Source organism: Peribacillus sp. JNUCC 23, from assembly GCF_053653995.1.
This window is the reverse complement of sequence record NZ_CM132202.1, coordinates 2668827-2691767: the sequence shown is the minus strand read 5'-3', so window position 1 is coordinate 2691767 and position 22941 is coordinate 2668827. Positions and strand designations below refer to the sequence as shown.

The following is a 22941-nucleotide window of genomic DNA, read 5'->3' as shown; positions in this document are numbered from 1 at the left end:
AAAGATATAATTGGATCACTTGGGAAGTCGGTCTACTAGCAGAAAACCCCTCAATATATGCCAATTTTGATGGGGAGAATCCACGCTGATTGAGACTGCTCATGACTTTTATGTTATTGTTCGTTTAACTATTATCCCACTCTTAACGGGCAGTAAGACCCCCACCTCAAGATTTTGAGCATGAAAAATGAAGATAGGTGGGGGATCAAACTGCCCATAAAGGTCCGATTGGTTCAACTAACCATCAGTGGGATGAGGAACCCCCACTGATGGAAGTTTCACTTTATTTATGATTTTCTTTCTTGGCTTTTTGTTCTAATTGCGATTTAGGACTTGTGTTGCCTTTGCCTCCACCTGAATACCCTTGAGGATTTACTCCGCTAAATGCATCATTGCCACGGTTGCGATTTTTGCTCAATGAAAACACCTCCTAGCTCTACTATTTCCTTAAAGTTCAAAAATAATATGGAAACTTTTGTCGAAAAATGGATAGTCAAATAGGGTGATTTAAGGTAATATGTAGAATGGAAAAGGATGGAGTGAATGTTTGTGGAGAAAACAGTGGAGGAATATGTTTGTTTTCTAGAAGAAAAAGGCTTCACTTTTGGAGAAGATGCCATTGGCTTTATTTATTTCGGCCAGCGTTATACAAAAGCGAACGATTTCCTTGTTAATATAGCCATAGAATTAACGTTAAAAGCACAAAAAAACTTCGATGGTAGCTTTTATATTTCTTTACTGGAAACCATGAAGAGAAATAAGATAGCCAGTCGTTCTAAAGCTGAACGATTTGCCCGTGAACAGGGATTGTTAAATTAGATAGAATGGTGAAATGAAAGCTACTTGAATTGTTAGCTAAGCCGCCCTATTCAAGTTGGGCGGCTAATTTTTTCGGAAAAGGTAACTCGGCACAAATCATGCCTGTAAGAATAAATAAACAGCCAATAAGTGACACGGTTGTAAGACTTTCGCCGATTAAAACAAAGGATGTTAGTGCCGCAAATACAGGCTCCATTGCAAAAATCAACGCAACTCTCGTTGGAGAGGTATAGCTTTGAAAATAGGTTTGGGCAAAGAATGCAAAAGCTGTCGCAAAAAAAGCAGTAACAAGTAAAGCACTCCAAACGTCTGGCTTTAGCATAACGTCTGGGTTCATTAGCACAGAGAAATCTTCGAATAAAAGGGCCGACACGAAAGAAAGAATGGCAACCGACAAGACTTGGATAATCGTTAATGGCAAGGCTGGATGTGCTTTCGCATATTTTGCGGTCATAATGATCTGCATCGCAAAACTGATGGCACAGAAAAATACGAGAACATCACCAAATACGATCGTAGAGCCTTTTGCAGCTGTTAAAAAATATAATCCAAAAGTCGCAAATAGCACGCCCAGAATGGTTGGCAGTCGTAATTTTTGCTTCAATAACAGCAAAGAAAATAGCGGGACGAGTACTACACTTAAGCCGGTGATAAAACCTGCTTTTGCAGGCGTTGTCGTTAATAAACCAACTGTTTGAAAGGCGTAGCCCAAAAACAGCCAGATGCCGATTTTAATTCCAGAAAAAAGTAAAGATCTTGTCCAAATCACATCGATTTTTTTGGAATAAAAAATTCGATAACCAATAATTAGTAAAACAGCTGCGATAAAAAAACGGATCGCATTAAATAGATGTGGGTCTAAGAAACCGATTGCATTTTGAACCATAACGAATGTTGAACCCCAAATGAAAACGACAAATAATAAGGTTAAATCTGCTACTGTCGCTTTCTTCATGATTCTGTACCTCTATTATTCATTCGAACCGCTCTCCTTGCTAGCTCATCAGCGGATTTATTCTCGCTACTTGGAATCCACTTTAGAAAAAACAAGTCCAATTTACTAGACAAATCGAGGACCTGATCTAATAATGTAGAATACCTTTTATTTTTCACAAATCCTTTTTCAACTGCTTGATTAATAAGTTGTGAATCTGTACGAAATGAAACAATCTTAAATTGATGACTCAGACAAATTTCCAGAGCCTTAATCAATGCCCAGTACTCCGCTTCGTGATTTTCCATATTTCCAAGTGGAATGGAATGCCGTTCGACTGTTCCATTATTATTTATAAAAATGCCAGCGCCGCTCGGTCCAGGATTTCCTGCACTAGCCCCATCGATATGTACCTCAATCATGATGATAAACACTTCCTTAGAAAATTTGTATGGCATTAAAACGCACCAATTACCATGAAGGATTAATCCTATAATAAGCTACACTCACCTAATCACAATGGTGGCGGTGCGAAGCCGGAGTTTGAGGTACTCTCTATAATAAAAATAAGGATACCTGCTAAGTAGAGAGCTTATTAGTAAGTCGCGAAGCCCCGTCCTCATGTCCTTCATGTAGAATAATTTGATAATGTTCAGTAAAATCCTTAAGTAACATATCTGATATTTCTTTCATTCAATAATAAGCATGAATCCATGTATTTCTGCGTAAAATATGAGAAAATAATATCGTTTAGTATGAAGACACAACAGTTATTATAGTCTTTAATGAATGAATTTTGTATAAATATTTGAAAAAGTTTATTAGGGGGTAATGAATTGAAGGTCACCATGCTTTGGCAGTATCATCAGGCTAAGAAACCCTCTGCCATGTTTACCTCGGATTGGATTTCTGCAAAAGAAGCGTTGATTATTGCAGACGATCTTGAAAAAACAGGACGTTTGAAGGACATAGAGTTCAAAGATGAAAGAGGAACCTCTTGGACAAAGAAGGAAATGAAAAAATTATTAACTGAAATCGAGCATGAACCTCAGGATGTAACGGTCTACTTTGATGGTGGCTATCATAAGGATTCAAATATGACCGGCATTGGTGTAGTTATTTATTATAAACAAGGCAGGGAAAGCTTTAGAATTCGTCTGAACGGTTTACTAGAGGAGCTTGAATCGAATAATGAAGCTGAATATGCTGCTTTTTATGAAGCAATGAATCAGCTAGAGATACTTGGTGTACATCACCAAATCGTTACATTCCATGGAGATTCCCAAGTGGTCCTAAACCAATTATCAGGAGAATGGCCTTGTTTTGAAAAGGTATTGAATGCATGGGGGGATCGAATCGAGGAAAAGCTGAAAAAACTTGACATCACGCCGATTTACGATCCTATAACCCGGAAAAAGAACGCTGAAGCAGATCAACTTGCTTCACAAGCTCTCCGAGGAGAAGAAATTTATAGTCAACTTCAGGTTAAATGAAAGGATTTATCGTTTTAAAAAGTAAAGAAGGAGTAGAAAAGATGAGCAGGAATGAATGGTATAATGAAGTACAAGAAATTTTAGAGCTTCAGTGCAAAGGGTGCTTTGTTCATAAACAATTTAAAAAAGAAAAAGGCAGACGGTTTGCCCATAAATTTTGTATTTCGCAGTGCACTGTCGGAGAGCAACTGCGAACAGTAGGAAATAAGCTTATTAAATAAAAGCTGTGATACTACTTTCTCATTACCTATTGACAATTTTCTAATTTTTTTGCATACTTAATAAAAACTTGAACGAAGATAGAAGAATAGTAAATGTCATTTATTGTGTCAGAGAGCGGGGGATTGCTGAGAACCCGTCACAATGAACCATTGAACCTGCTTCTGGAGTCCTGGGAGAAAACCGGGCGTATCCTTGGCGTTAACAAGAAAAGTGGGATGCAAAATAATGCATTCAACAAAGGTGGTACCACGGAAACTTACCCTTTTCGTCCTTTTTTTAGAGGATGAGAAGGGTTTTTTTATACATAAATGATGATTTATGGAGGAAATATTCATGCAAAAGAAACGGATCGTCGTGAAAATAGGAAGTAGCTCTTTAACAAATAGTAAGGGGCAAATTGATCAGGAAAAAATAACGGATCATGTAGCAGCGATTGCCAAGTTGAAGGATGCTGGGCATGAGGTACTATTAGTATCTTCCGGAGCCGTTGCGGCTGGTTTTCGGAAATTAGGCTATTCTTCACGTCCCGTCACCTTAAAAGGAAAGCAAGCTGCTGCAGCTGTCGGTCAAAGTGTACTTATTCAGTCGTATAATGAGCAGTTTAGTGAATATGGAATCATTCCTGCACAAATTTTATTAACAAGAACCGATTTTTCCAATAAAAATAGGTATCGAAATGCACATGAAACATTGACGGAATTGCTTAGTCGAGGGATCCTGCCAATTATTAATGAAAATGACACAGTTTCTATCGAAGAACTAACCTTTGGAGATAATGATATGCTATCTGCTTTAGTAAGCGGACTTGTACATGCGGATCAGCTTATCATTTTGACGGATATAAATGGGTTATATGACGCGAATCCGAATAAACAGCATGATGCGAAACGAATTGATTATATAGAAATGGTGACCGATGATCTCATGAAGCTTGGAGGAGATTCTGACTCGAAGGTTGGGACTGGTGGAATGAAGTCCAAGCTTTATGCTGCTAAAACTGCTTTATCATTAGGGGTAAAGGTCTTTATCGGAACTGGCGATGGAAGTAAAAAGCTCAAAGAAATTATGTCTGGAAAAGGTGACGGCACCTATATTGGGAAAGATGCCCTCCCGACCATAGCCAGAAACAAACAGTGGATATCGCTTCATTCACATGTGTCAGGTGCCTTATTTGTTGATGAAGGCGCCGAAGAAGCGTTAGTGAAAAAAGGTAGCAGTTTGCTTCCAGCTGGCATTTATAAAATGATTGGTAGCTTTGATAAAGGAGATGTAGTTGAGGTATACGGATCATTAGGACTGCTTGGAAAGGGAGAAGTGCTCTATTCGGAAAATGAACTAAAATCGGTCATGGGCAAAAGAAGTGATGAGGTTGTTTTTCCAGCAATCGAAGTGATTCATCGAGATAAGTGGGTAAAAATTAAGGAGGAAAAATAATGAGTGAAATAGCTGAAAAAGGAATTCGAGCCAAAGCTGCAAGTTATCAAATGGTCAATGTTTCAACAATTGAGAAAAATGAAGCATTAAAAAAGATTGCTGAACAGTTAATCGCTGAACAAGCCTATTTAATGATGGAGAACAAAAAAGATTTGGTAGCAGGCAGTGAAAATGGCTTAACTACTGCGGTGCTTGACCGAATTATGTTAGATGAAAAGCGCATTACTGCAATGGCAGAGGCGATTCAATTATTGATCGAGCTTCCTGATCCAATTGGCGAAACATTAGAAACGATAGAAAAAGAGAATGGTCTGTTAATAAAAAAAGAACGAGTTCCTCTTGGCGTTATCGGGATGATCTATGAAGCTAGACCGAATGTAACGATTGATGCTGCAACGCTTTCTTTAAAAACGGGAAATGCGGTCATTTTACGTGGAAGTTCTTCAGCACAGCATTCTAACCAAGCAATAATAAAGGTCATTCATCAGGCATTGAAAAACACGAAACTACCGGTTGATGCTGTTCAATTAATTGAAGATACTAGCAGAGAGACAGCAAAAGAGCTTTTCCATGCAAGTGAATATTTAGATGTGTTAATACCGAGGGGGAGTAAAAATCTAATAGACACAGTTGTAAGAGAATCTACAGTTCCCGTTCTCGAAACAGGCGCAGGAAACTGTCATATTTATCTTGATGAAAGTGCAGATTTTGCAATGGCAACAGATATTATTGTAAATGCAAAAACTCAGCGTCCTTCGGTATGTAATGCTGTGGAAAGCCTTGTTATTCAAGAAAAATGGTTAGAGATTCATGGGGAAGATTTGTTGAAATTGCTACATGAAACGGGTATAAATCTATTCGGCGATAACAAAGTTCTAGCACAATTTCCTGAAGTAAACGAAGCGACAGAAGAGGATTGGTCTACAGAATATTTAGATTTATCACTAAGTGTTAAAACAGTTGCCAATGTATTAGAAGCTGTCCATCATATCAATACTTATGGAACAAAGCACTCAGAAGCAATTCTTACAAATGATAAGGTCGCAGCGAAATTCTTTTTAACAAATGTTGATGCGGCAGCTGTTTATCATAATGCATCTACTCGCTTTACAGATGGATTCGAATTTGGCTATGGTGCTGAAATTGGCATTAGCACCCAAAAGCTTCATGCTAGAGGACCAATGGGGCTACCAGCACTCACGTCCACGAAGTATTTCATTTATGGACAAGGACAAATTAGATCCTAATTAAAATTACACAGTAACTAATCAATATGATATGAAAAAGGAAAACTTTAGTGATGGAGAATGTGAATCGCAATTAAATCGGATTACAATAAAAATTATGGTTATCGGGCTATCAGCTCGGTAGCCTATTTTTATTTTTCAATACCTCAAGATTGATACATAACGGTTAGATCAAGCGGCATTTCATTTTAGAAAATAGGTCTGTGTTCTAAGTCAAGAACATATTGCTTTTTTGAATTTTGTATATCGTATCGGTTTAGTTTCGTCCTATTCGGCGATAATTAAGGACTCTAGCGCTTTTCTTATTTTGTGATCTTTCCTTGACATTTAAAAAAATAAGAGTATAGTTACCTTTAGTAATAGTTACTCATAGTAACTTTTTAGAGGTGAATAAATTGGAAGGTTTTTTTCGACATTTTTTAAGTCTATATAGACCACTTATCACTACATTGAACGAGCTCTTAAGCGCATATAACCTTTCTTACTCTTTATGGCAGGTTATTGTGTTTGTGAAAAACAATGGACCTTCGACGCTTGTAGATATTTCAAATCACTATAATGTGGAAAAGCCAACCATTACGAGGAGGGTTCACCGCTTAGAAGAACTCCAAATCGTCAGGCAAATTCCTGGTAAGGATAGGCGTGAAAAAATCATTCAGTTAACGGAATCAGGGGAAGAGATTTACCAAGAATGTCGTAAAATGATAACAAACTTGGAATATAGCGTTATGGAAGGTATTCCTAAAGAAGAGCGATTCGCTACGTTCCAAACACTTCCTAAAATACAGGATAATATTATAAATAAGGAGAGTAACAAAAATGAATAAACCTAAATTGTGGACGAAGGATTTTGTCATTGTTTCCTCCGTCAATTTTTTCTTAACGTTAGTCTTTTATTTATTAATGGTAACAATCGCTGTCTATGCAGTGGAAAAGTTTGATGCTTCAACAAGTCAGGCTGGACTTGTAACGGGGATTTTTATTATCGGAACGTTAATTGGTCGGCTGTTTATCGGTCGTTTTATTGATTCGATTGGCCGTAAGAGAACGTTATTCATTGGTTTAATCTTTTTTATTTTGACGACACTTTTATATTTTGTGAATTTAGGCATCCCCTTTCTTCTTATTACCCGCTTTATTCATGGTCTTGCACTTGGTATAGCGAGCACAGCGACAGGAACGATCGTTGCTCAGACGATCCCTTCAACACGAAAAGGGGAAGGCATCGGCTATTATAGTATGAGTGCGACACTGGCTACAGCAATCGGGCCATTCATCGGACTATATATGAGCCAACATACAAGTTTCCAAATGATTTTTAGTGTCTGCCTTGCTTTAGGGGTAATTGGTTTGATAACTGCATTCTTTGTGTATGTGCCAACACTACCAGTATCAACAAAAACTCCTGAAATCAAAGGATTCAAGCTTTCCCAATTTGTTGAGCCAAAGGCACTGCCGATTGCATTTATTACTCTGGTCGTAGCCTTCTGTTACTCTAGTGTCCTTTCTTACATTAACTTTTATGCAATTGAAATCGACTTGGTTGATACAGCAAGCTTCTTCTTCATAGTGTATGCAGTAGCAGTATTGGTATCGCGTCCATTCACAGGTCGCTTAATGGACACAAAAGGCGCAAACTTTATAATGTATCCAGCTTTTATTATCTTTGCTGCCGGGATGCTACTTCTAAGTTTAGCGAGCAATAGCATAATTTTATTATTATCAGGAATCCTTATTGGCTTCGGCTTCGGTAATATGCAGTCAAGCACCCAGGCAATCGCAGTCAAATTGACTCCTCCACATCGAATGGGTCTAGCAACGTCAACTTTCTTTATATTTCTTGATGGTGGGCTCGGCTTCGGTCCCTATCTACTTGGATTTATCATTCCATTAACCGGCTATAGTACTCTGTATGTCATTATGGGTGTTGTAATCTTGGCAACTATCGTTCTTTACTATTTCATGCATGGTAAGAAAGAAAGTTCAGCAAGAGCGAGTATGGAAGTATCAACGTCGATTTGATAGATAGCTAGAAAAGGGACATGTTTTCAAGAAAGATCATGTCCTGTATTCCTTAAAATTTATCTGTTATGATAAGGATGGAAATGCTAGATGGACGATATTTTCTTATCCAATTCTTTTTTATTATTCTTTTACAAAAGTGATGAAAAAGAATTGGATAACTCCAATGATATGGTTTGGAGGTCTCTACCAGGAACCGATAATTCCTGATTACGAAGAAGGTGCATGTAAGTGTATTTTCTTCGTAATCAGGAATTTTTTTTACCTTTTTACTTTTCAAATAACATAAAATTAGGAGGTTATTATGAATTTCGCAGAGTTACCTAAAATTGAACTTCATTGCCATTTAGATGGTAGTCTTAGACCTGAAACGATCATTGATATAGCAAAGAGAGAAGACATCGGTATCCCTTCTTTTGATCTTGAAGAAATTCAGATAGAACTCACGGCTCCAATAGAATGTGAATCTCTTGATGAATATTTGAGAAAATTCGCAATCCCGAATTTAGTTATGCAGTCAAAAGAAAATTTAAGAAGAATTGCCTTTGAGCTGTTTGAAGATGCTGCACAGGAAAATGTAAAATATATGGAGGTTCGATTTGCTCCTTTACTTCACACTAAAAAAGGATTAGATGTAGAAGAAATCATACAAAGCGTCTTAGAAGGAATGAAGGACGCTGAAGATCAATACGATATAAAAGGAAACTTAATACTTTCATGTATGAGAACGATGTCGGTAGATCGTGCTTTTGAGGTCGTAGAAAAGGGTAAAAGCTTCCTTGGAAAGGGAGTTGTTGCTATCGATTTATGTGCATCTGAGGAGGAAGGGTTTTGTAGAATCTTCGAAGCACCGATACGATTAGCGAAAGAATATGGCTATCGAGTAACGATTCATGCTGGTGAAACTGGTATAGGCAAAAATGTACTAGAGGCAGTTAAACTTTTGGGCGCTGAAAGGATTGGACATGGAGTATTTATGAAAGATTGTGATGAAGCATATCGAATAGTGAAGGAACAACAAGTTGTGCTGGAAATGTGTCCGACAAGTAATGTCCAAACAAAAGCAGTGAATAATTTTCGTGAACATCCAATCTATAATTTTCACAAAGATGGAATAAAAGTAACTATTAATACGGATAACAGAACGGTATCAGCTACAAATATGCTGAATGAATGCACTATAGTATTTAACGAATTTAATATGAGTTTTGAAGATTATGAACACATTTATTTTAATAGTGTTGAAGCATGCTTTGCAGATTTAAAGACAAAGGAAATGCTGAAAAAGTATATATAATGGAGAAGATTAAGCTGCCAGAACCAAGGAAATGAGGGTTCTGGCAGCTAGAAACCTCATTTGCCATTACTTATATTGAGTTAAGTACATAGAAAGAATCGAATAACTACACTTATTTAGAAAGCTCCTGAATTAGTTCTGAAAGTCTTATTAATCCTTTTTTTAGTTGGCCGGGCGATGCATAACAATAAGACAACCGAAGATGCTGTTGATCGTTCCGATCGTATACATTTCCTGGGTTTAATAAAATCCCTTCTTTCAGGGCTTTTTCAAATAATTTTCGGATTGAAATTTGTTTATGGATAGAAAGCCAAATATAAAAACCGCCTTCTGGTATATTCCAGGAGGCTAATTCTTTAAAATAAGTATTTAGTATGTCAATAGTAAAGTCTCTACGGCATTTTAATTCTACTCTTATCTTCTTGATATGTTCATCATATAAACCACTTGATAGCCATTCGGCAACGGCAAATTGAGATAAAGAACTTGAGCCATAGTCGGTTTGCATTTTAATATCTGATAAACGGTCGATTACAGGTTCGGGTCCTACAATCCAACCTATTCTTAAACCGGGGCCTACGGTTTTAGACATGCTCCCCATATATAAGACAAGTCCCTGGTTATCTCGGGCTTTTAATGGATTAGGTGGCGAGTGTTCAAACCATAAATCTCCATAAACATCATCCTCAATAATCGGTAACTTTTCATTCTTACAAACATTCAATACATCTATTCGTCTATTTTCAGACATTAATACCCCTGTTGGGTTATGAAAAGAAGGGATGGTATAGAGTAAAGCTCCGTTATGCTGCCTTTTGAACCTTCGTATCGATTCCGTTAGTAGCCCTTCATGGTCCATAGGAATACCAAATAAATTCATTCCTGCTGATTGAAAGACATTCACCGAATTCAGGTAGGAAGGTGTTTCGAGAAAAATGGTTGAGCCACGGTGTAATAAGCCTAAAGAGATTAATTGCAATGCCTGAAGTCCTCCAGAAACAATCAAAATAGAAGAAGGCGAGGCTTCAATCCCTTTGGCTTTTAAATATTCACTTATTATTGCTCTTAAATGGATACTCCCTTTTGGTTCCGAATAGCCTAAAGAGAACATTTTTGAAGTACAACTTTGGAACATTTGTTGCATTTTTTCAGTAGGCAACAAATCAGGAGAAAGCTCCCCTGTGCCGAGTCGGATGATTTTCGGGTTCATTTCAGCTTTATTGATTTCTTGAATGATTTGGATATTTGGCTGATAAGATCCAGATTTCACGTAACTATTCCAATCAGGTGGTGGCGTAGTAGCGAGTATACTCCATGTATTATTTACAACGATGGTACCTTTTCCAACTTTGGATTCGATTAACCCATCTGCTATTAGCTCTCCTAGCGCATAGACAATTGTACTGCGATTCACTTGGAATTTGTTTGCTAGCTCCCTTTGTGTAGGAACTCTAGTCCCAACTAACCACTCACCGTTCATGATTTTACTTTGAATATATTCATATATTTGTTGGTGTAGCGGAATTGAAGATGATTTGTTTAAGGTCCATTCTTCTGGCATAAAAAATACGCTCCTCGCTTTTTTTATCCATTATAATCGATTGGTTGGATTAAATTCCAACCAATTGGTTGGAGACCTTTTGAACTTTTTCTTATACAATGATAACAATAATCAAGCAGGAGGAGCAAAAATGTTAGAAGCAATTATTCATGGTTTCATTTTAGCGTTCGGATTAATTTTACCATTAGGGGTTCAAAACGTGTTTGTGTTTAACCAAGGTGCAGTCCAGTCTCAATTTATGAGGGCATTACCAGTTATCATGACTGCAGCCATTTGTGACACTCTATTAATTTCTTTAGCCGTTTTAGGGGTGTCTGTTGTTGTTCTTGAATATTACTGGTTAAAAACAGTCCTACTTACAGCAGGTATTTGTTTTTTACTTTATATGGGTTTTGTTACGTGGAGGAGTACACCGATTGTTAAAGAGCAGAGAAAAAGCGTTTCGTTTACTCCTAAAAAACAAATTGCATTCGCTATGTCTGTATCGTTGTTAAATCCACATGCGATTTTGGATACAATTGGTGTGATTGGCACAAGTTCATTAAAATATACTGGAGTTGAAAAAATCGCATTCGCTGTCGTATGCATACTGGTTTCATGGGCATGGTTTGTAGGATTGGGAGTTGTCGGCAGAGTAACAGGGAAAATGGATCGGTCAGGTCGCTTTTTAGCCATTCTCAATAAAATTTCAGCAATTGTCATGTGGGGAACAGCTATTTATATTGGATTTACTTTAATAAAATAAATATAATATATAGATTGATCTCCATTGAACGGATGGATAATTCTACGATTCATCCATATACGAAAAGCGAATTTTGCTGTAAAGTTATTAGTATAAGGAACTTGTTCAAAAAGGAGGGTGCACTAACGTTGCCATCCGTGTTAATTATTGCCGAGAAGCCTGATCAAGGGGCAACATTGGCCAAGCAATTTAAAACGAAAAAAAATCAAGGGTACATAGAGATTTTCCCAAATGAGCTTTTCCCAGATGGGGCCTATGTATCATGGGCAATTGGCCATTTAACGGAGCTTATTTCACCAGAGAAATATAAGCCAGAATGGAAAAAATGGTCGCTTGATACGTTACCGATGATACCTGAAAAGTTTCAATATGAAGTGACTAACTCGAAGTATAAGCAATTTCAAGTAGTCAAATCGTTACTGAGAAAAGCAGAAGTGAAGGAAATCATCCATGCAGGAGATGCTGGTCGGGAAGGGGAACTAATCGTTCGCAATATCATCCAGCTAAGCGGTTCAAAAAAACCAATGAAGCGGCTTTGGATTTCATCTCTTACACCAAAATCTATCTATGAAGGGTTCCAGCATTTATTAGCGGAACAAGAGACGAGACCTTTGTTCCATGAAGCGTATACAAGAGCATGTGCAGATTGGACTGTTGGAATGAATGCTTCAAGAGTTTATAGTATACTCCTGAAGAAAAAAGGAATCAGCGATGTATTTTCAGCAGGCCGGGTGCAAACGCCAACGCTTGCATTAATTGTGAAAAGGGAAAAGGAAATTGAACAATTTGTATCGAAGCCTTTTTGGGAAGTCATAGCTGACTTTGATATGGAAGGTGGAAAATATCAAGGGAAATGGCAGAAGAATCAGGAGCCCCGTATTGACGATCAAGAAATGGCTGAGAAAATCGCAGCATTTTGTAAGGGGAAAGATGCAAAAGTAACCGATATGGTAACAGAACGCAAAGAATTTCTGCCACCGCTACTATTCAATTTGTCTGCATTACAGGCAACCGCAAATAAAATGTATAAATTTCCACCAAAAAAAACGCTTGATGTTCTACAAAGCCTCTATCAGAAAGGCATTGTATCTTATCCCAGATCAGACTCCAATTATGTAACTAAGGGAGAAGCAGAAACCTTTCCAGATATCATGGATAAATTGAGCAAATTTGCCGACTACTCGCCATACTTTCCACTGCCACAGCCATCCATTCTCCATAACAAACGCTTTGTCAATGAAAAAAAGGTGACCGATCATTACGCTATCATTCCAACAGAACAAGTAACTGATCCAGCACGTTTGTCTGATGACGAACGAAAAATGTACGATTTAGTCGTTAAAAGACTAATTGCTGCGCATTATGACAAAGCTATTTTTGATTATACGACCATAACAACAATGGTCGATCAACGGGCTGAATTTGTTTCAAAGGGGAAGCAGAAAATTCAAGAAGGTTGGCGGAAGGTCATTTTTAATAAAGAGAAAGAAGACGAGGACATTTTGCTTCCGAATGTTGAAAAAGAAGCTACAGGAAAAGTAGTGAAGTGTAAAGTGAAAGAAGGAAAAACACAGCCACCTAAGCGTTATACCGAGGGTCAGCTGATTACGCTTATGAAAACTGCAGGAAAGCATCTTGACAATGAGCACCTTGAGAAAGTATTAATGAAAACAGAAGGCCTTGGAACAGAGGCAACAAGAGCTGGGATTATTACGATGCTAAAGGATCGAAAGTATATTACGGTGCAAAAAAACCAAGTCTTTGCGACAGATAAAGGGAAGGTGTTAATTGAAGCAATCGGTGAAAAAATTCTTGCATCACCAGAAATGACAGCAAAATGGGAACAACGTCTCAGAGAAATAGGCGAGGGCAAAGCATCTGCAGGAACATTTATGGAAGCTGTAAAGAAATTATCATCGAAAATCATTACTGACGCAATAGCAGCTTCAAATGAATGGGATTTCTCTCAATTTGATACAGAATCGATTCAACGGAAATCTTCGAAACGAAAGGGTTCTGCATCACTTGGTACATGTAAATTATGTGATGGAAAGATCGTCGATAAAGGAAACTTCTACGGCTGCACAAATTATTCGACAACAAAGTGTACATTTACCGTTTCAAAAAAAATTCTTAATAAAAACATTACGCAGGCAACCTTGAAAACATTATTAAAATCAGGGGAAACGGCTGTTATTGCAGGATTTGAAAAAGGGGACAAAACATTTAATGCAGCCTTGGTTTGGGATGAACAGTCAAAGAAAGTCAACTGGAAGTTCCCGAAGGAAACGAATGCATCCGAGTAAAGTCTTTTGGTTTGTACTTGTTTAAGTAAGTTTAATATAGTAGAATTTTTTAGTATATGTATAAAACATTTCATACATTTTTAGAGTCTAACTTTATACATGTCACACCCGCTATAGACTAGTCCGAGCTAAATAACTAGCTTTTTGTGACGAGTACCTGTGACAGTTTTTCTTGATTGATAAGAAAGTATAAGGTTTTTTAATGAGTTTTGGCGAAAGCATCCTACTATCTCGATTAGGGTTACATAGGACGTACGAACTTCGGCGATCGCCACAGTATGAGGTGGAACTTAGTCGAAGTTCCTTATTTGGCGCTTTTCTTATGAATGGGAGGATTAATAAATGCCTACACCGAGTATGGAGGATTATATCGAGCAAATCTATTTATTAATAGAAGAAAAAGGATATGCTCGGGTTTCTGATATTGCGGAAAACCTGTCTGTTCATCCTTCCTCAGTTACGAAAATGGTACAAAAACTTGATCAAGAAAAATATCTAGTTTATGAAAAATATCGCGGACTTGTACTAACCGCTAATGGAAAAAAAGTAGGGAAACGGCTCGTATTTCGCCATGATCTGCTAGAACAATTGTTGCAGATTATTGGGGTAAAAGAAGAAAATATTTATCAAGATGTTGAAGGAATTGAACATCATTTAAGTTGGGATTCCATCGATCGAATTGGTGATCTAGTCGAATATTTTCAAGAAGTTCCAGAACGAATAGAGCAACTAAGAGCCATACAAAAGAAAAATGAAGACGTAGAAAAATAAGAATGGTTTAGAGGGCCTGACCTCGCACTTTACACATAGTATATTTAAGTTTACTACAAAACTTATGCTGTACTCGTAATGGCGAAGTCAGGTTTTTTGTGCTTAAACCGTCTTTCCGTGGAAAAGGGGCGAGACTTCACAAAATCAGCTGCGCACTGCCACCTTCATAAGGTGATACAATTTGAGAACCTGAACCTTTTTATCGTTGGGCTTTAGAGCAGACGCTCATGGATGTTGTTATAAATAAATAATAGAATATACTGAAACCTTTTTCAATTATTATCGTAAGTATAAATAGCTAATTTCACTTGCAGGCGTGCGATAATTTTAGCAAAATACATAGATACACTTGAAGAGATGAGGTGTGAAACATGACTATACATAATTGGCTTTTAGATGCCGAGGAACAATGGAATCAATTTGCACTTGATTGGTCAAAAAAATCACAAGAGATGTGGGAAATGGGAAGTAGACAGACGATCATACCTTTCTTTAAGGAACATGTTCCATTTGGGGCGAAAGTAGCTGATTTAGGTTGTGGCGATGGATATGGATCACTTAGACTTGCAAGCCTGGGTTACCATGTTACTGGTCTTGATTTATCCTCTGAAATGATTGAAATTGCTCAATCAAGGACGCTTGGAATTGAACATATGTCATTTGTTCAGGGTGATTTAGCAAGGCTTCCATTCTTGAATCAAGAATATGATGCCATTATGGCGATAAACTCGCTAGAATGGACCGAAAATCCAGTACTTGCCCTAAAAGAAATGCATCGTGTTGTAAAGCAAGGCGGTTACGGCTGCATAGGTATATTGGGACCAACTGCTATGCCAAGAAAGAAGCATAGCTATCCTAAAATCCTTGGGGAAGACGTAATTATGAATACTTTGCAATCATGGGATCTGGAAAAATTAGCTACGGAAAATGGCTGGGAAATCATAGCGGAAAAAGGAATTCCGAAGCGTGGAGTGGACCTTACAAAGCTTGATTATTTAGAAAAAGATTCACAGCAATCGCTTTCATTCACGTGGGTATTTATGTTTAGAAAAAAATAATGGAGCTGATTAGTATGGAAAAATACAGAATAGATCAATTCATTAATCAAACGAAACAAGAAGATAAAGGGCAGGGCTTGTTTGAATTGGAAACACCAAGAATTCTTGAAATTAACCTTGAAAGCCAAATTTGGGCAAAGATGGGATCGATGATTTCCTATCGTGGTAACATAAAGTTTGAACGTGAAGGCATTCTTGAACATGGGATTGGCAAGCTCTTTAAGAAGGCATTTACAGGCGAAGGTGCTCCGCTTATGAAAGCTACAGGGCAGGGTAAACTATATGTTGCCGATCAAGGCAAGAAAATCTCTATTTTGAATTTATATAATGAATCAGTTACTGTGAATGGTAATGACTTACTTGCATTTGAACCTAGTATTGACTGGGATATTAAGCTAATGCGTAAGGTTGCTGGTTTGATGGCAGGCGGTCTTTTTAACGTTACGTTGAAAGGTACGGGAATGGTAGCCTTCACGTCTCATTATGAACCTCTTACTCTATTAGTTGAACCAGGAAATCCAGTGTATACAGATCCGAACGCAACTGTTGCTTGGTCTGGGCACCTTGAGCCAGAGTTTGTTACAGATGTTTCACTTAAATCATTTTTTGGGCGAGCAAGTGGTGAATCGATTCAAATGAAATTTCAAGGAAATGGCTTCGTTGTTGTACAGCCATTTGAGGAAGTATATCTTTCGCAGCAAAGCTAATAGAAGGTATCGGACTATTTTTACTCTTTCTATGGTATAATGAGTTTAGAGAGGGAGTGTGGACGGTGTCCAATAAGAATAAATTCCAACCAGGCGAAGTTGTCAACCTTGGAGAAACTGGTGAAGAAGTAACAATTATGAAGTGGCAATATGTTCCAAATATGAAGAAGTATACGTATGTAATCAAAGAAAAGCCGTCAACTTTTTACTTTGAGGAAGAACTTACAAAAATATGATGTAATGGATAGGAGACCAACTTTTAAACGAGTTGGTCTCTTTTAGCGTGAGATTAATGAGGTATTATTACCTTAATCCCATTCATAAGGTGTTTCTTGGTATACATAATAATTGAGCCAATTTGAAAATAAAAGACTGCTATGGCTTTTCCAGCGATGAAGTGGGGTCTTTTCGGGATTGTCGTCTGGATAATAATTCTCAGGGATATCCGTTAGAAGACCTTTTGCCTGATCACGTGTATATTCTTGTCCTAATGTGTCGGCATCATATTCAAGATGTCCTGTAATCATAATTCTTCTACCATCTTTTGATGCGAGCAGCAAGATCCCCGCTTGGTCTGATTGGGCAAGTACGATCAGCTCTTCTTGAGTCAACAATTGATCAAGGTTAATGTCCGTGTACCTGGAATGTGGAGCCAAGAATTGATCATCAAAGCCGCGAACAAGCCGCTCGTTAGGCTGAAGAACATGATGTGGAAAAATACCAAAACATTTCTTTGGTAACTCGTGTTTGTTAATTCCATAATGATGATATAGGGCTGATTGTGCACCCCAGCATATATGTAAGGTTGACGTAACATGTTTGGTTGTCCAATCCATAATTTCTTGAAGCTCTTCCCAATAATCCACTTCCTCAAATTCCAACTTTTCAACGGGTGCACCCGTAATAATCATCCCATCAAATTTATTGTTTTTCACCTCCGAAAAAGGCTTATAAAATTGATCTAAATGAAGCTTACTTGTGTTTTTTGCTTCATGCGAGATTAATCGTAAAAATGAAACATTCACTTGAATCGGTGTGTTTCCCAAAAAACGAAGAATTTGAGCTTCCGTTTTTTCTTTCTCCGGCATTAAATTCAAGATAAGTATATTTAATGGACGAATGTCCTGCTTAGTTGCCAGTTCTTCTTCCATTACAAAAATATTCTCCTGCTCGAGAATTTGTTTGGCGGGTAATAAACCCGGAATTTTTATAGGCAATTTATATCCTCCTCCACGGTTTTATTAGAATTAGAAAATTCTAATAAAACTTATTATATAGAAGTTTCAGTAATAAGGCACCATTTTTTGTCTAAAATGAACCTGATGATTGCCTAATGATGGGAACATTGCCTGCATAAAATGTTGAAATGGCGCCGATTACGAAAGGATATGCTATATATTGTTAAACCCTCACTGATTGATGTTTCACTTTAAAGACGTGTATATGACACGATAAACGGGGGATAGAGTGTGAGGTCATTCGCTTTTGGGAAAAACGTGTCCTATGGTAAAATATGAAGCTAAGAAAAAATGAATCAAGGGGTGTGTTATGGTATTTGATCCTACTGCATTTGATAATATGAAAGTTATAGTTGAAGGAGCGGTATATGACCGAGATTTAGACGGTGATATCCTTGTGACGAATCGAAAAGATTTAGTGAACCTTGCAGATTTGTCACGAGAGTTCAGTATGGAGATGGAGTTAAAACATGTACATACAAGAAAAAAGGTCCTCGCTGGAATAACGCTGATTTCGAAATTAGAAAACCTTAGTGCTGAATTGCTGCCCCAATCCGATCATGAATCTGCTTCAGGGTCAATCCTAAAAGTTATGGTCGCAATCCAAGATAAGCTGGATGAAATTCAAACTCAACAATTAATGAATGTCCTTACCCATATTTGGGGTGAAACTCGTCTCATTGAAAAAACGGAGTCCGAAACGAAAAATAATCTAGAAAAGCAAATTCTCTATACAACAGAATGTACCATTTCTTTTGGAAGGCTAATTAAAGAAGAACAGATAGATGATCTTGTGGAAATTGTCGATTATGTAATTGAAACGTTGGAGCAATTAGAACCTATATTCAAGTAAAACGTAAAATTGGGAAAGTTAGCATGAAATGATATACAATATATCTACTAGTCGAAGGAGTGACCTTGTATGTCTATTTATCAATTTGATGTAAAAAAAATAAATGGTGAATATATATCAATGGGGGAATTCGAAGGGAAAGTAGTAATCATTGTTAATACGGCAAGTAAATGCGGTTTTGCGCCGCAATACGATGAACTACAGGCGTTATACGAGCAATATCAGGATGACGGCTTGGTCATACTCGGTTTCCCATGTAATCAATTTCTCTCACAAGAGCCTGGCGATAATCTTCAAATTGATTCGTACTGTAAATTAAATCATGGCATCACATTCCCGATGTTTGCTAAAATTGACGTGAACGGTAAAAATGCCCATCCTATGTTTCAATATTTAACCGAACATGCTCCTGGTATGCTCGGTTCAAAGGGGATCAAGTGGAATTTTACAAAATTTTTACTAGACCGTAATGGAAATATTATCAGCAGATACGCTCCACAAACAAAGCCTATGGTATTAGAAGACGAAATAAAGACACTTCTTTATTGAAACCGAGTAAATAGGAAATTTACAATAGCCTGATTCCCAATCCATCTGATCAATACGTTGATTGAGATTTCTGAGAATTAGGCTTTTTATCCCGCAGCGTCGCTTTACCTACGCTGTGCGGAGGTAAAGCGATACTAGAACGGTACTAACAACCAGTGGGGGTGGGAAGAATCCTCTACTGATTGAAGTTTCACTTTAGGGGAATGACCTATTTTTGATAAAAGCAAATGTTCATCCCTGTTCCATCATATAATTAGAAAACGATTACATACATGTGGAGGGCATTCAGAATGACTAAACGTATAGCCTGGGTGATGGACAGTACTGGTTACTTGGATGACGAATTACAGAAAAATGATGATATCTATATCGTCCCGATGGTTGTCATACTGAAGGGAAAAGAGTATCGAGATGGAATTGATATTGTACCAAAAGAACTTTATCGTGTGATGGAAGAAGAAAAAGTGGTAGTGACAACGTCTCAGCCTTCTATTGGAACCTTTATGGAATTGTATCAGTCACTTGAAGAGAGGTATGATTGTGTCATTTCCGTTCATTTATCGGGAAGCTTAAGTGGAACGGTTGCGGCAAGTAGGCAAGCAGCTGAAATGGTTTCAATTCCTGTTCATGTATTCGATTCACTTGTCATTTCTTATCCATTGACAATGGTGTTGAGAAAAATCATGAGTAATATCGAAAATGGAATGGAGGTCAGTGATGCATTACGGGAAGCTGAGAAATATAGTCAGAGCAATGAGACGTATGTATTAATAGGATCACTTGACCAGCTTCATAGAAGTGGTAGGCTTTCTGGTACTCAATATCTGCTCGGCAGTATGTTGAACTTCAAACCAATTATTTCGATTGAAAATGGCATGCTTGCGACGATAGCAAAAGTGAGAAGCGAGAAAAAAGCAGAAGCGCGGATTTTTGATCTATTTAAAAAAGCGTATAACTCCAAAAAACTGAAGGAATGCTGTTTATTATTTGGTGCATCGCCTTCGCAGACTGACAAATGGCGTGACGTCATTCATGATATCGATTCAAGCATCATCATCCATGCCTCCCCAATAGGCAGCGCCGTTGGTGTTCATGCAGGTCCAAAGACTCTTGGATTATCTTGGTTTAATGAAGAATGACCAAAGCGTTCCAGCATGATACAATATGAAAGAAAAAGACCAGGGAGTGCACAATGAATAAAGATCTAATTGAATTGGCTGAAATCTTTGTGAAGAATAGGTTTGGAAATGACACAACAGGACATGATTGGTTTCATACAGACAGGGTACGAAAAATAGCCTTGCATATTGCATTTGAAGAGCAAAGGGGTCATGTACCTACAATTGAATTAGCTGCATTATTACATGATATACCTGATCGTAAATTAAATGAATCTGAAGGAGATGGCTGGCGCATATTGAATGATTGGTTTCTTCATTCGAAAATTGAGAAGCAGACCATCAACGAGGTAACAGCCATCATTGATTCTATTTCATATAGTAAAGGACAATCCAGACTACCTTCCATTGAAGCAAAAATTGTGCAAGATGCGGATCGGTTGGACGCAATTGGTGCAATTGGAATAGCAAGAACATTTGCGTATGGTGGAAGTGTAGGCAATCCAATCCATCATCCAGATTTAGACACAATTGAGGCAAAGCAATCAACGATCCAGCATTTTTATGATAAATTATTGAAGATAGCGGATCAATTACATACAAACACAGCAAAAGAATTGGCAAAAAAGCGAAATCAGTATATGCAGGAATTTTTACAGCAATTTTATATAGAATGGGATGTACAAATATGAAAGTTTTTGCAATGGAAAACGTAACAAAAATGCAAGGTGAAAAATTAGTCTTTGAAGACCTTTCTTTTTCAATTTCTGAAGGCAATAAAATTGGTATTATCGGTGTAAATGGAACAGGAAAATCAACACTTTTAAATATCATCGCTGGAATTGAGGAACCTGACACTGGGAAAAAAGATCACCCTAACGACTACTCCATTTCATACTTATCTCAGGATCCAGATTTTCCTAGCGGTGTTACCATTATGGATTTCCTTTATGAAAGTGACTACCCTGTTTTTAAAGTCATTAAAGACTATGAAAACACGCTACAAAAATTGCAAAATGATTCGGATAATACCGAGCTACAGAACAGGTTATTAAAGCAACAACAGGAAATGGATGCATTAAACGCATGGGATACAAGTGCTGACGCTAGAACGATTTTAACAAAGCTCGGACTCCCTGATTTTTCAAGGAAATTAGATGAGCTGTCAGGCGGGCAAAAAAAACGGGCAGCGTTAGCGAAAACGTTAATTGAAACAACCGATTTGCTTATTCTTGATGAACCAACGAACCACCTTGACTACGATAGCATTAAATGGTTGCAGGAATATTTAATGAAATCGAAGCGTGCCGCTCTCTTTGTAACCCATGATCGTTATTTCCTTGATACGGTAGCGGATAAAATCTGGGAGCTTAGCGGTGGCAGCCTATTTGAATACACAGGAAATTATGGCGATTTTCTAGAAGCAAAAGCAATCCGAGAAGAAAATGAAGGCATTGAACGAAGCAAAAAGGAAAGCTTATTCAAAAAGGAACTGGCTTGGATAAGAAAAGGCGCAAAAGCGAGAACAACGAAGCAAAAAGCAAGAATTCAACGCTTTGAAACCCTCGAAACGGATGTACAAAATAAATCGCAGCAAGGGTCTCTTGATATCGAATTAAGCGGGGCACGCTTAGGGAAAAAAGTGTTGGAGCTTGAGTCCATCTCGAAGTCATACGGCAATCACACGATCCTACATAATTTCTCCTATTTATTTAAACGAGGAGATAGAATTGGCATCGTCGGTCAAAATGGAACAGGAAAGTCGACGTTGCTTAATATTTTGGCAGGTAGAGTAAACATAGATTCTGGTGTGATTGAAACAGGACAAACTGTGAAAATCGGCTACTATACACAGGAAAGTGAAGATATGGACGATAGTAAGCGGATGATTGAATATATTCGCGAGACAGCCGAATCGATTGCCTTGAAGGATGGAACCTATATATCTGCTGCTCAAATGCTCGAACGATTTCTTTTTCCACTACACACTCACGGTACACCAATCCGAAAGCTTTCGGGCGGAGAAAAACGAAGACTTTATTTATTGAAGATACTAATGTCTGCACCGAATGTCCTGCTTTTGGATGAGCCGACCAATGATCTCGATACTCAGACATTAACCGTACTTGAAGATTATTTGGAGACATTCCCTGGGGTAGTCGTCACTGTTTCACATGACCGTTATTTTCTTGATAAAGCATGCTCCCAGCTGTTTGTTTTCAAAGGGAATGCTGTTGTCAGTCATTATTACGGCAGCTATTCTGAGTTTTTAGAAGAAAAAATAGCAGTGGAGCCTGTTGAGAAGCCTGTTGTTCAATTACAGCAACAGCGTTCTGAGAAAAAGAAAAAGAAATTGACTTACGCCGAGACGAAGGAATGGGAAGAAATTGAAGAGAAGATGGAGAAAGCCGAAGAACGTTTAACAAGTATTGCTGCGGAAATGGCAACAGCAGGCAGTGACTTTGATAAACTTCGCCTCTTAATGGAAGAGGAGACGAAAGTTAAAGAAGAGCTTGATTATATGCTTGAACGATGGGAATATTTAGCGGAGAAGTTAGAGGAATAAG

General features: G+C 37.8%; 24 protein-coding genes, 1 riboswitch and 1 other annotated feature. Of the genes, 19 read left to right on the top strand and 5 right to left on the bottom strand.

Annotated features, from left to right (window positions below):
• Positions 1-283: 283 nt before the first annotated feature.
• On the bottom strand, positions 284-418 hold the full coding sequence (locus JNUCC23_RS13035) for a small, acid-soluble spore protein L (RefSeq protein WP_400627949.1): 135 nt from the start codon (positions 416-418) through the stop codon (positions 284-286).
• A 125-nt stretch (positions 419-543) separates the two neighbouring features.
• Between JNUCC23_RS13035 and JNUCC23_RS13030 the strand changes: the two genes are divergently transcribed.
• Complete coding sequence (locus JNUCC23_RS13030; RefSeq protein WP_454211829.1) at positions 544-819, top strand: DUF6123 family protein; 276 nt, start codon at positions 544-546, stop codon at positions 817-819.
• A gap of 46 nt (positions 820-865) precedes the next feature.
• Here JNUCC23_RS13030 and JNUCC23_RS13025 read toward each other — a convergent pair whose 3' ends face one another.
• Both JNUCC23_RS13025 and JNUCC23_RS13020 read right to left on the bottom strand, forming a co-directional pair.
• Entirely contained in the window at positions 866-1774 is a 909-nt protein-coding gene (locus JNUCC23_RS13025) for a DMT family transporter (protein ID WP_454211827.1), read from the bottom strand.
• Positions 1771-2175 carry a reverse transcriptase-like protein gene (locus JNUCC23_RS13020; protein ID WP_062178766.1) on the bottom strand — a complete coding sequence of 135 codons (405 nt, stop codon included), beginning with the start codon at positions 2173-2175 and terminating at the stop codon, positions 1771-1773. The genes JNUCC23_RS13025 and JNUCC23_RS13020 overlap by 4 nt, the downstream gene beginning before the upstream one ends.
• A gap of 414 nt (positions 2176-2589) precedes the next feature.
• On the opposite strand from JNUCC23_RS13020, the gene JNUCC23_RS13015 reads away from it, so the two are divergent.
• The 7 genes from JNUCC23_RS13015 (at position 2590) to add (ending at position 9468) form a co-directional block, all read left to right on the top strand.
• Complete coding sequence (locus tag JNUCC23_RS13015) at positions 2590-3246, top strand: ribonuclease H family protein (RefSeq protein WP_403070718.1); 657 nt, start codon at positions 2590-2592, stop codon at positions 3244-3246.
• A gap of 41 nt (positions 3247-3287) precedes the next feature.
• Entirely contained in the window at positions 3288-3467 is a 180-nt protein-coding gene (locus JNUCC23_RS13010; protein WP_062183122.1) for a zinc-finger domain-containing protein, read from the top strand.
• A gap of 66 nt (positions 3468-3533) precedes the next feature.
• Positions 3534-3744, top strand: a binding site (T-box leader).
• A 57-nt stretch (positions 3745-3801) separates the two neighbouring features.
• A complete protein-coding gene (gene proB, locus JNUCC23_RS13005; protein ID WP_062178772.1) occupies positions 3802-4902 on the top strand; it encodes a glutamate 5-kinase in 1101 nt (366 codons plus the stop codon).
• Complete coding sequence (locus JNUCC23_RS13000; RefSeq protein ID WP_454211824.1) at positions 4902-6149, top strand: glutamate-5-semialdehyde dehydrogenase; 1248 nt, start codon at positions 4902-4904, stop codon at positions 6147-6149. Before proB ends, JNUCC23_RS13000 begins: the two co-directional genes overlap by 1 nt.
• A 509-nt stretch (positions 6150-6658) precedes the next feature.
• The gene (locus JNUCC23_RS12995; protein ID WP_454211822.1) at positions 6659-6976 is read left to right on the top strand and encodes a MarR family winged helix-turn-helix transcriptional regulator; all 318 of its coding nucleotides are present in this window, start codon (positions 6659-6661) and stop codon (positions 6974-6976) included.
• On the top strand, positions 6969-8171 hold the full coding sequence (locus JNUCC23_RS12990) for an MFS transporter (RefSeq protein WP_062178780.1): 1203 nt from the start codon (positions 6969-6971) through the stop codon (positions 8169-8171). The genes JNUCC23_RS12995 and JNUCC23_RS12990 overlap by 8 nt, the downstream gene beginning before the upstream one ends.
• Before the next feature lie 133 nt (positions 8172-8304).
• Positions 8305-8404: riboswitch (purine riboswitch) on the top strand.
• Between the two features lie 71 nt (positions 8405-8475).
• On the top strand, positions 8476-9468 hold the full coding sequence (add, locus tag JNUCC23_RS12985; protein ID WP_454211820.1) for an adenosine deaminase: 993 nt from the start codon (positions 8476-8478) through the stop codon (positions 9466-9468).
• Between the two features lie 112 nt (positions 9469-9580).
• On the opposite strand, the gene JNUCC23_RS12980 is transcribed toward add, so the two are convergent.
• Positions 9581-11029 (bottom strand): aminotransferase-like domain-containing protein, encoded by a 1449-nt coding sequence (locus JNUCC23_RS12980; protein ID WP_454211818.1) that lies wholly within the window; start codon positions 11027-11029, stop codon positions 9581-9583.
• 130 nt (positions 11030-11159) lie between these two features.
• Between JNUCC23_RS12980 and JNUCC23_RS12975 the strand changes: the two genes are divergently transcribed.
• From JNUCC23_RS12975 to JNUCC23_RS12950, 6 genes are all read left to right on the top strand, one after another.
• A complete protein-coding gene (locus JNUCC23_RS12975) occupies positions 11160-11774 on the top strand; it encodes a LysE/ArgO family amino acid transporter (RefSeq protein WP_454211816.1) in 615 nt (204 codons plus the stop codon).
• Between the two features lie 137 nt (positions 11775-11911).
• The gene (locus JNUCC23_RS12970; RefSeq protein WP_454216062.1) at positions 11912-14080 is read left to right on the top strand and encodes a DNA topoisomerase III; all 2169 of its coding nucleotides are present in this window, start codon (positions 11912-11914) and stop codon (positions 14078-14080) included.
• Positions 14081-14422: 342 nt separating this feature from the next.
• Positions 14423-14851, top strand: a complete 429-nt coding sequence (gene mntR / locus JNUCC23_RS12965; protein WP_403070744.1) for a transcriptional regulator MntR — start codon at positions 14423-14425, stop codon at positions 14849-14851.
• A gap of 371 nt (positions 14852-15222) precedes the next feature.
• Positions 15223-15909 (top strand): methyltransferase domain-containing protein, encoded by a 687-nt coding sequence (locus JNUCC23_RS12960; protein WP_454211813.1) that lies wholly within the window; start codon positions 15223-15225, stop codon positions 15907-15909.
• 14 nt (positions 15910-15923) lie between these two features.
• Positions 15924-16616, top strand: a complete 693-nt coding sequence (locus JNUCC23_RS12955; protein WP_062178807.1) for an AIM24 family protein — start codon at positions 15924-15926, stop codon at positions 16614-16616.
• A gap of 65 nt (positions 16617-16681) precedes the next feature.
• Positions 16682-16852 (top strand): hypothetical protein, encoded by a 171-nt coding sequence (locus JNUCC23_RS12950; RefSeq protein WP_172796823.1) that lies wholly within the window; start codon positions 16682-16684, stop codon positions 16850-16852.
• Between the two features lie 72 nt (positions 16853-16924).
• Here the strand turns inward: JNUCC23_RS12950 and metA are convergent, their stop codons facing one another.
• Positions 16925-17833 (bottom strand): homoserine O-acetyltransferase MetA, encoded by a 909-nt coding sequence (gene metA / locus JNUCC23_RS12945; RefSeq protein WP_062178810.1) that lies wholly within the window; start codon positions 17831-17833, stop codon positions 16925-16927.
• A gap of 331 nt (positions 17834-18164) precedes the next feature.
• Here metA and JNUCC23_RS12940 point away from each other — a divergent pair, with 331 nt between their 5' ends.
• From JNUCC23_RS12940 to JNUCC23_RS12920, 5 genes are all read left to right on the top strand, one after another.
• The gene (locus JNUCC23_RS12940; RefSeq protein ID WP_454211811.1) at positions 18165-18707 is read left to right on the top strand and encodes a hypothetical protein; all 543 of its coding nucleotides are present in this window, start codon (positions 18165-18167) and stop codon (positions 18705-18707) included.
• Between the two features lie 69 nt (positions 18708-18776).
• The gene (locus JNUCC23_RS12935) at positions 18777-19256 is read left to right on the top strand and encodes a glutathione peroxidase (RefSeq protein WP_062178816.1); all 480 of its coding nucleotides are present in this window, start codon (positions 18777-18779) and stop codon (positions 19254-19256) included.
• A gap of 290 nt (positions 19257-19546) precedes the next feature.
• Entirely contained in the window at positions 19547-20395 is an 849-nt protein-coding gene (locus tag JNUCC23_RS12930) for a DegV family protein (protein WP_454211810.1), read from the top strand.
• A gap of 53 nt (positions 20396-20448) precedes the next feature.
• Positions 20449-21066 carry an HD domain-containing protein gene (locus tag JNUCC23_RS12925; protein ID WP_062178821.1) on the top strand — a complete coding sequence of 206 codons (618 nt, stop codon included), beginning with the start codon at positions 20449-20451 and terminating at the stop codon, positions 21064-21066.
• Positions 21063-22940, top strand: coding sequence for an ABC-F family ATP-binding cassette domain-containing protein (locus JNUCC23_RS12920; RefSeq protein WP_454211808.1), 1878 nt, complete (start codon positions 21063-21065; stop codon positions 22938-22940). The genes JNUCC23_RS12925 and JNUCC23_RS12920 overlap by 4 nt, the downstream gene beginning before the upstream one ends.
• Position 22941: the final 1 nt, after the last annotated feature.

What these genes read in the sequence shown, in the direction of transcription:
- JNUCC23_RS13030 (WP_454211829.1), top strand. Translation starts at nt 544, where the DNA reads ATGTTTGTGGAGAAAACAGTGGAGGAATATGTTTGTTTTCTAGAAGAA.
- JNUCC23_RS13025 (WP_454211827.1), bottom strand. Translation starts at nt 1,774, where the DNA reads ATGAAGAAAGCGACAGTAGCAGATTTAACCTTATTATTTGTCGTTTTC.
- JNUCC23_RS13020 (WP_062178766.1), bottom strand. Translation starts at nt 2,175, where the DNA reads ATGATTGAGGTACATATCGATGGGGCTAGTGCAGGAAATCCTGGACCG.
- JNUCC23_RS13010 (WP_062183122.1), top strand. Translation starts at nt 3,288, where the DNA reads ATGAGCAGGAATGAATGGTATAATGAAGTACAAGAAATTTTAGAGCTT.
- proB (WP_062178772.1), top strand. Translation starts at nt 3,802, where the DNA reads ATGCAAAAGAAACGGATCGTCGTGAAAATAGGAAGTAGCTCTTTAACA.
- JNUCC23_RS13000 (WP_454211824.1), top strand. Translation starts at nt 4,902, where the DNA reads ATGAGTGAAATAGCTGAAAAAGGAATTCGAGCCAAAGCTGCAAGTTAT.
- JNUCC23_RS12990 (WP_062178780.1), top strand. Translation starts at nt 6,969, where the DNA reads ATGAATAAACCTAAATTGTGGACGAAGGATTTTGTCATTGTTTCCTCC.
- add (WP_454211820.1), top strand. Translation starts at nt 8,476, where the DNA reads ATGAATTTCGCAGAGTTACCTAAAATTGAACTTCATTGCCATTTAGAT.
- JNUCC23_RS12980 (WP_454211818.1), bottom strand. Translation starts at nt 11,029, where the DNA reads ATGCCAGAAGAATGGACCTTAAACAAATCATCTTCAATTCCGCTACAC.
- JNUCC23_RS12975 (WP_454211816.1), top strand. Translation starts at nt 11,160, where the DNA reads ATGTTAGAAGCAATTATTCATGGTTTCATTTTAGCGTTCGGATTAATT.
- mntR (WP_403070744.1), top strand. Translation starts at nt 14,423, where the DNA reads ATGCCTACACCGAGTATGGAGGATTATATCGAGCAAATCTATTTATTA.
- JNUCC23_RS12960 (WP_454211813.1), top strand. Translation starts at nt 15,223, where the DNA reads ATGACTATACATAATTGGCTTTTAGATGCCGAGGAACAATGGAATCAA.
- JNUCC23_RS12955 (WP_062178807.1), top strand. Translation starts at nt 15,924, where the DNA reads ATGGAAAAATACAGAATAGATCAATTCATTAATCAAACGAAACAAGAA.
- JNUCC23_RS12940 (WP_454211811.1), top strand. Translation starts at nt 18,165, where the DNA reads ATGGTATTTGATCCTACTGCATTTGATAATATGAAAGTTATAGTTGAA.
- JNUCC23_RS12935 (WP_062178816.1), top strand. Translation starts at nt 18,777, where the DNA reads ATGTCTATTTATCAATTTGATGTAAAAAAAATAAATGGTGAATATATA.
- JNUCC23_RS12930 (WP_454211810.1), top strand. Translation starts at nt 19,547, where the DNA reads ATGACTAAACGTATAGCCTGGGTGATGGACAGTACTGGTTACTTGGAT.
- JNUCC23_RS12925 (WP_062178821.1), top strand. Translation starts at nt 20,449, where the DNA reads ATGAATAAAGATCTAATTGAATTGGCTGAAATCTTTGTGAAGAATAGG.
- JNUCC23_RS12920 (WP_454211808.1), top strand. Translation starts at nt 21,063, where the DNA reads ATGAAAGTTTTTGCAATGGAAAACGTAACAAAAATGCAAGGTGAAAAA.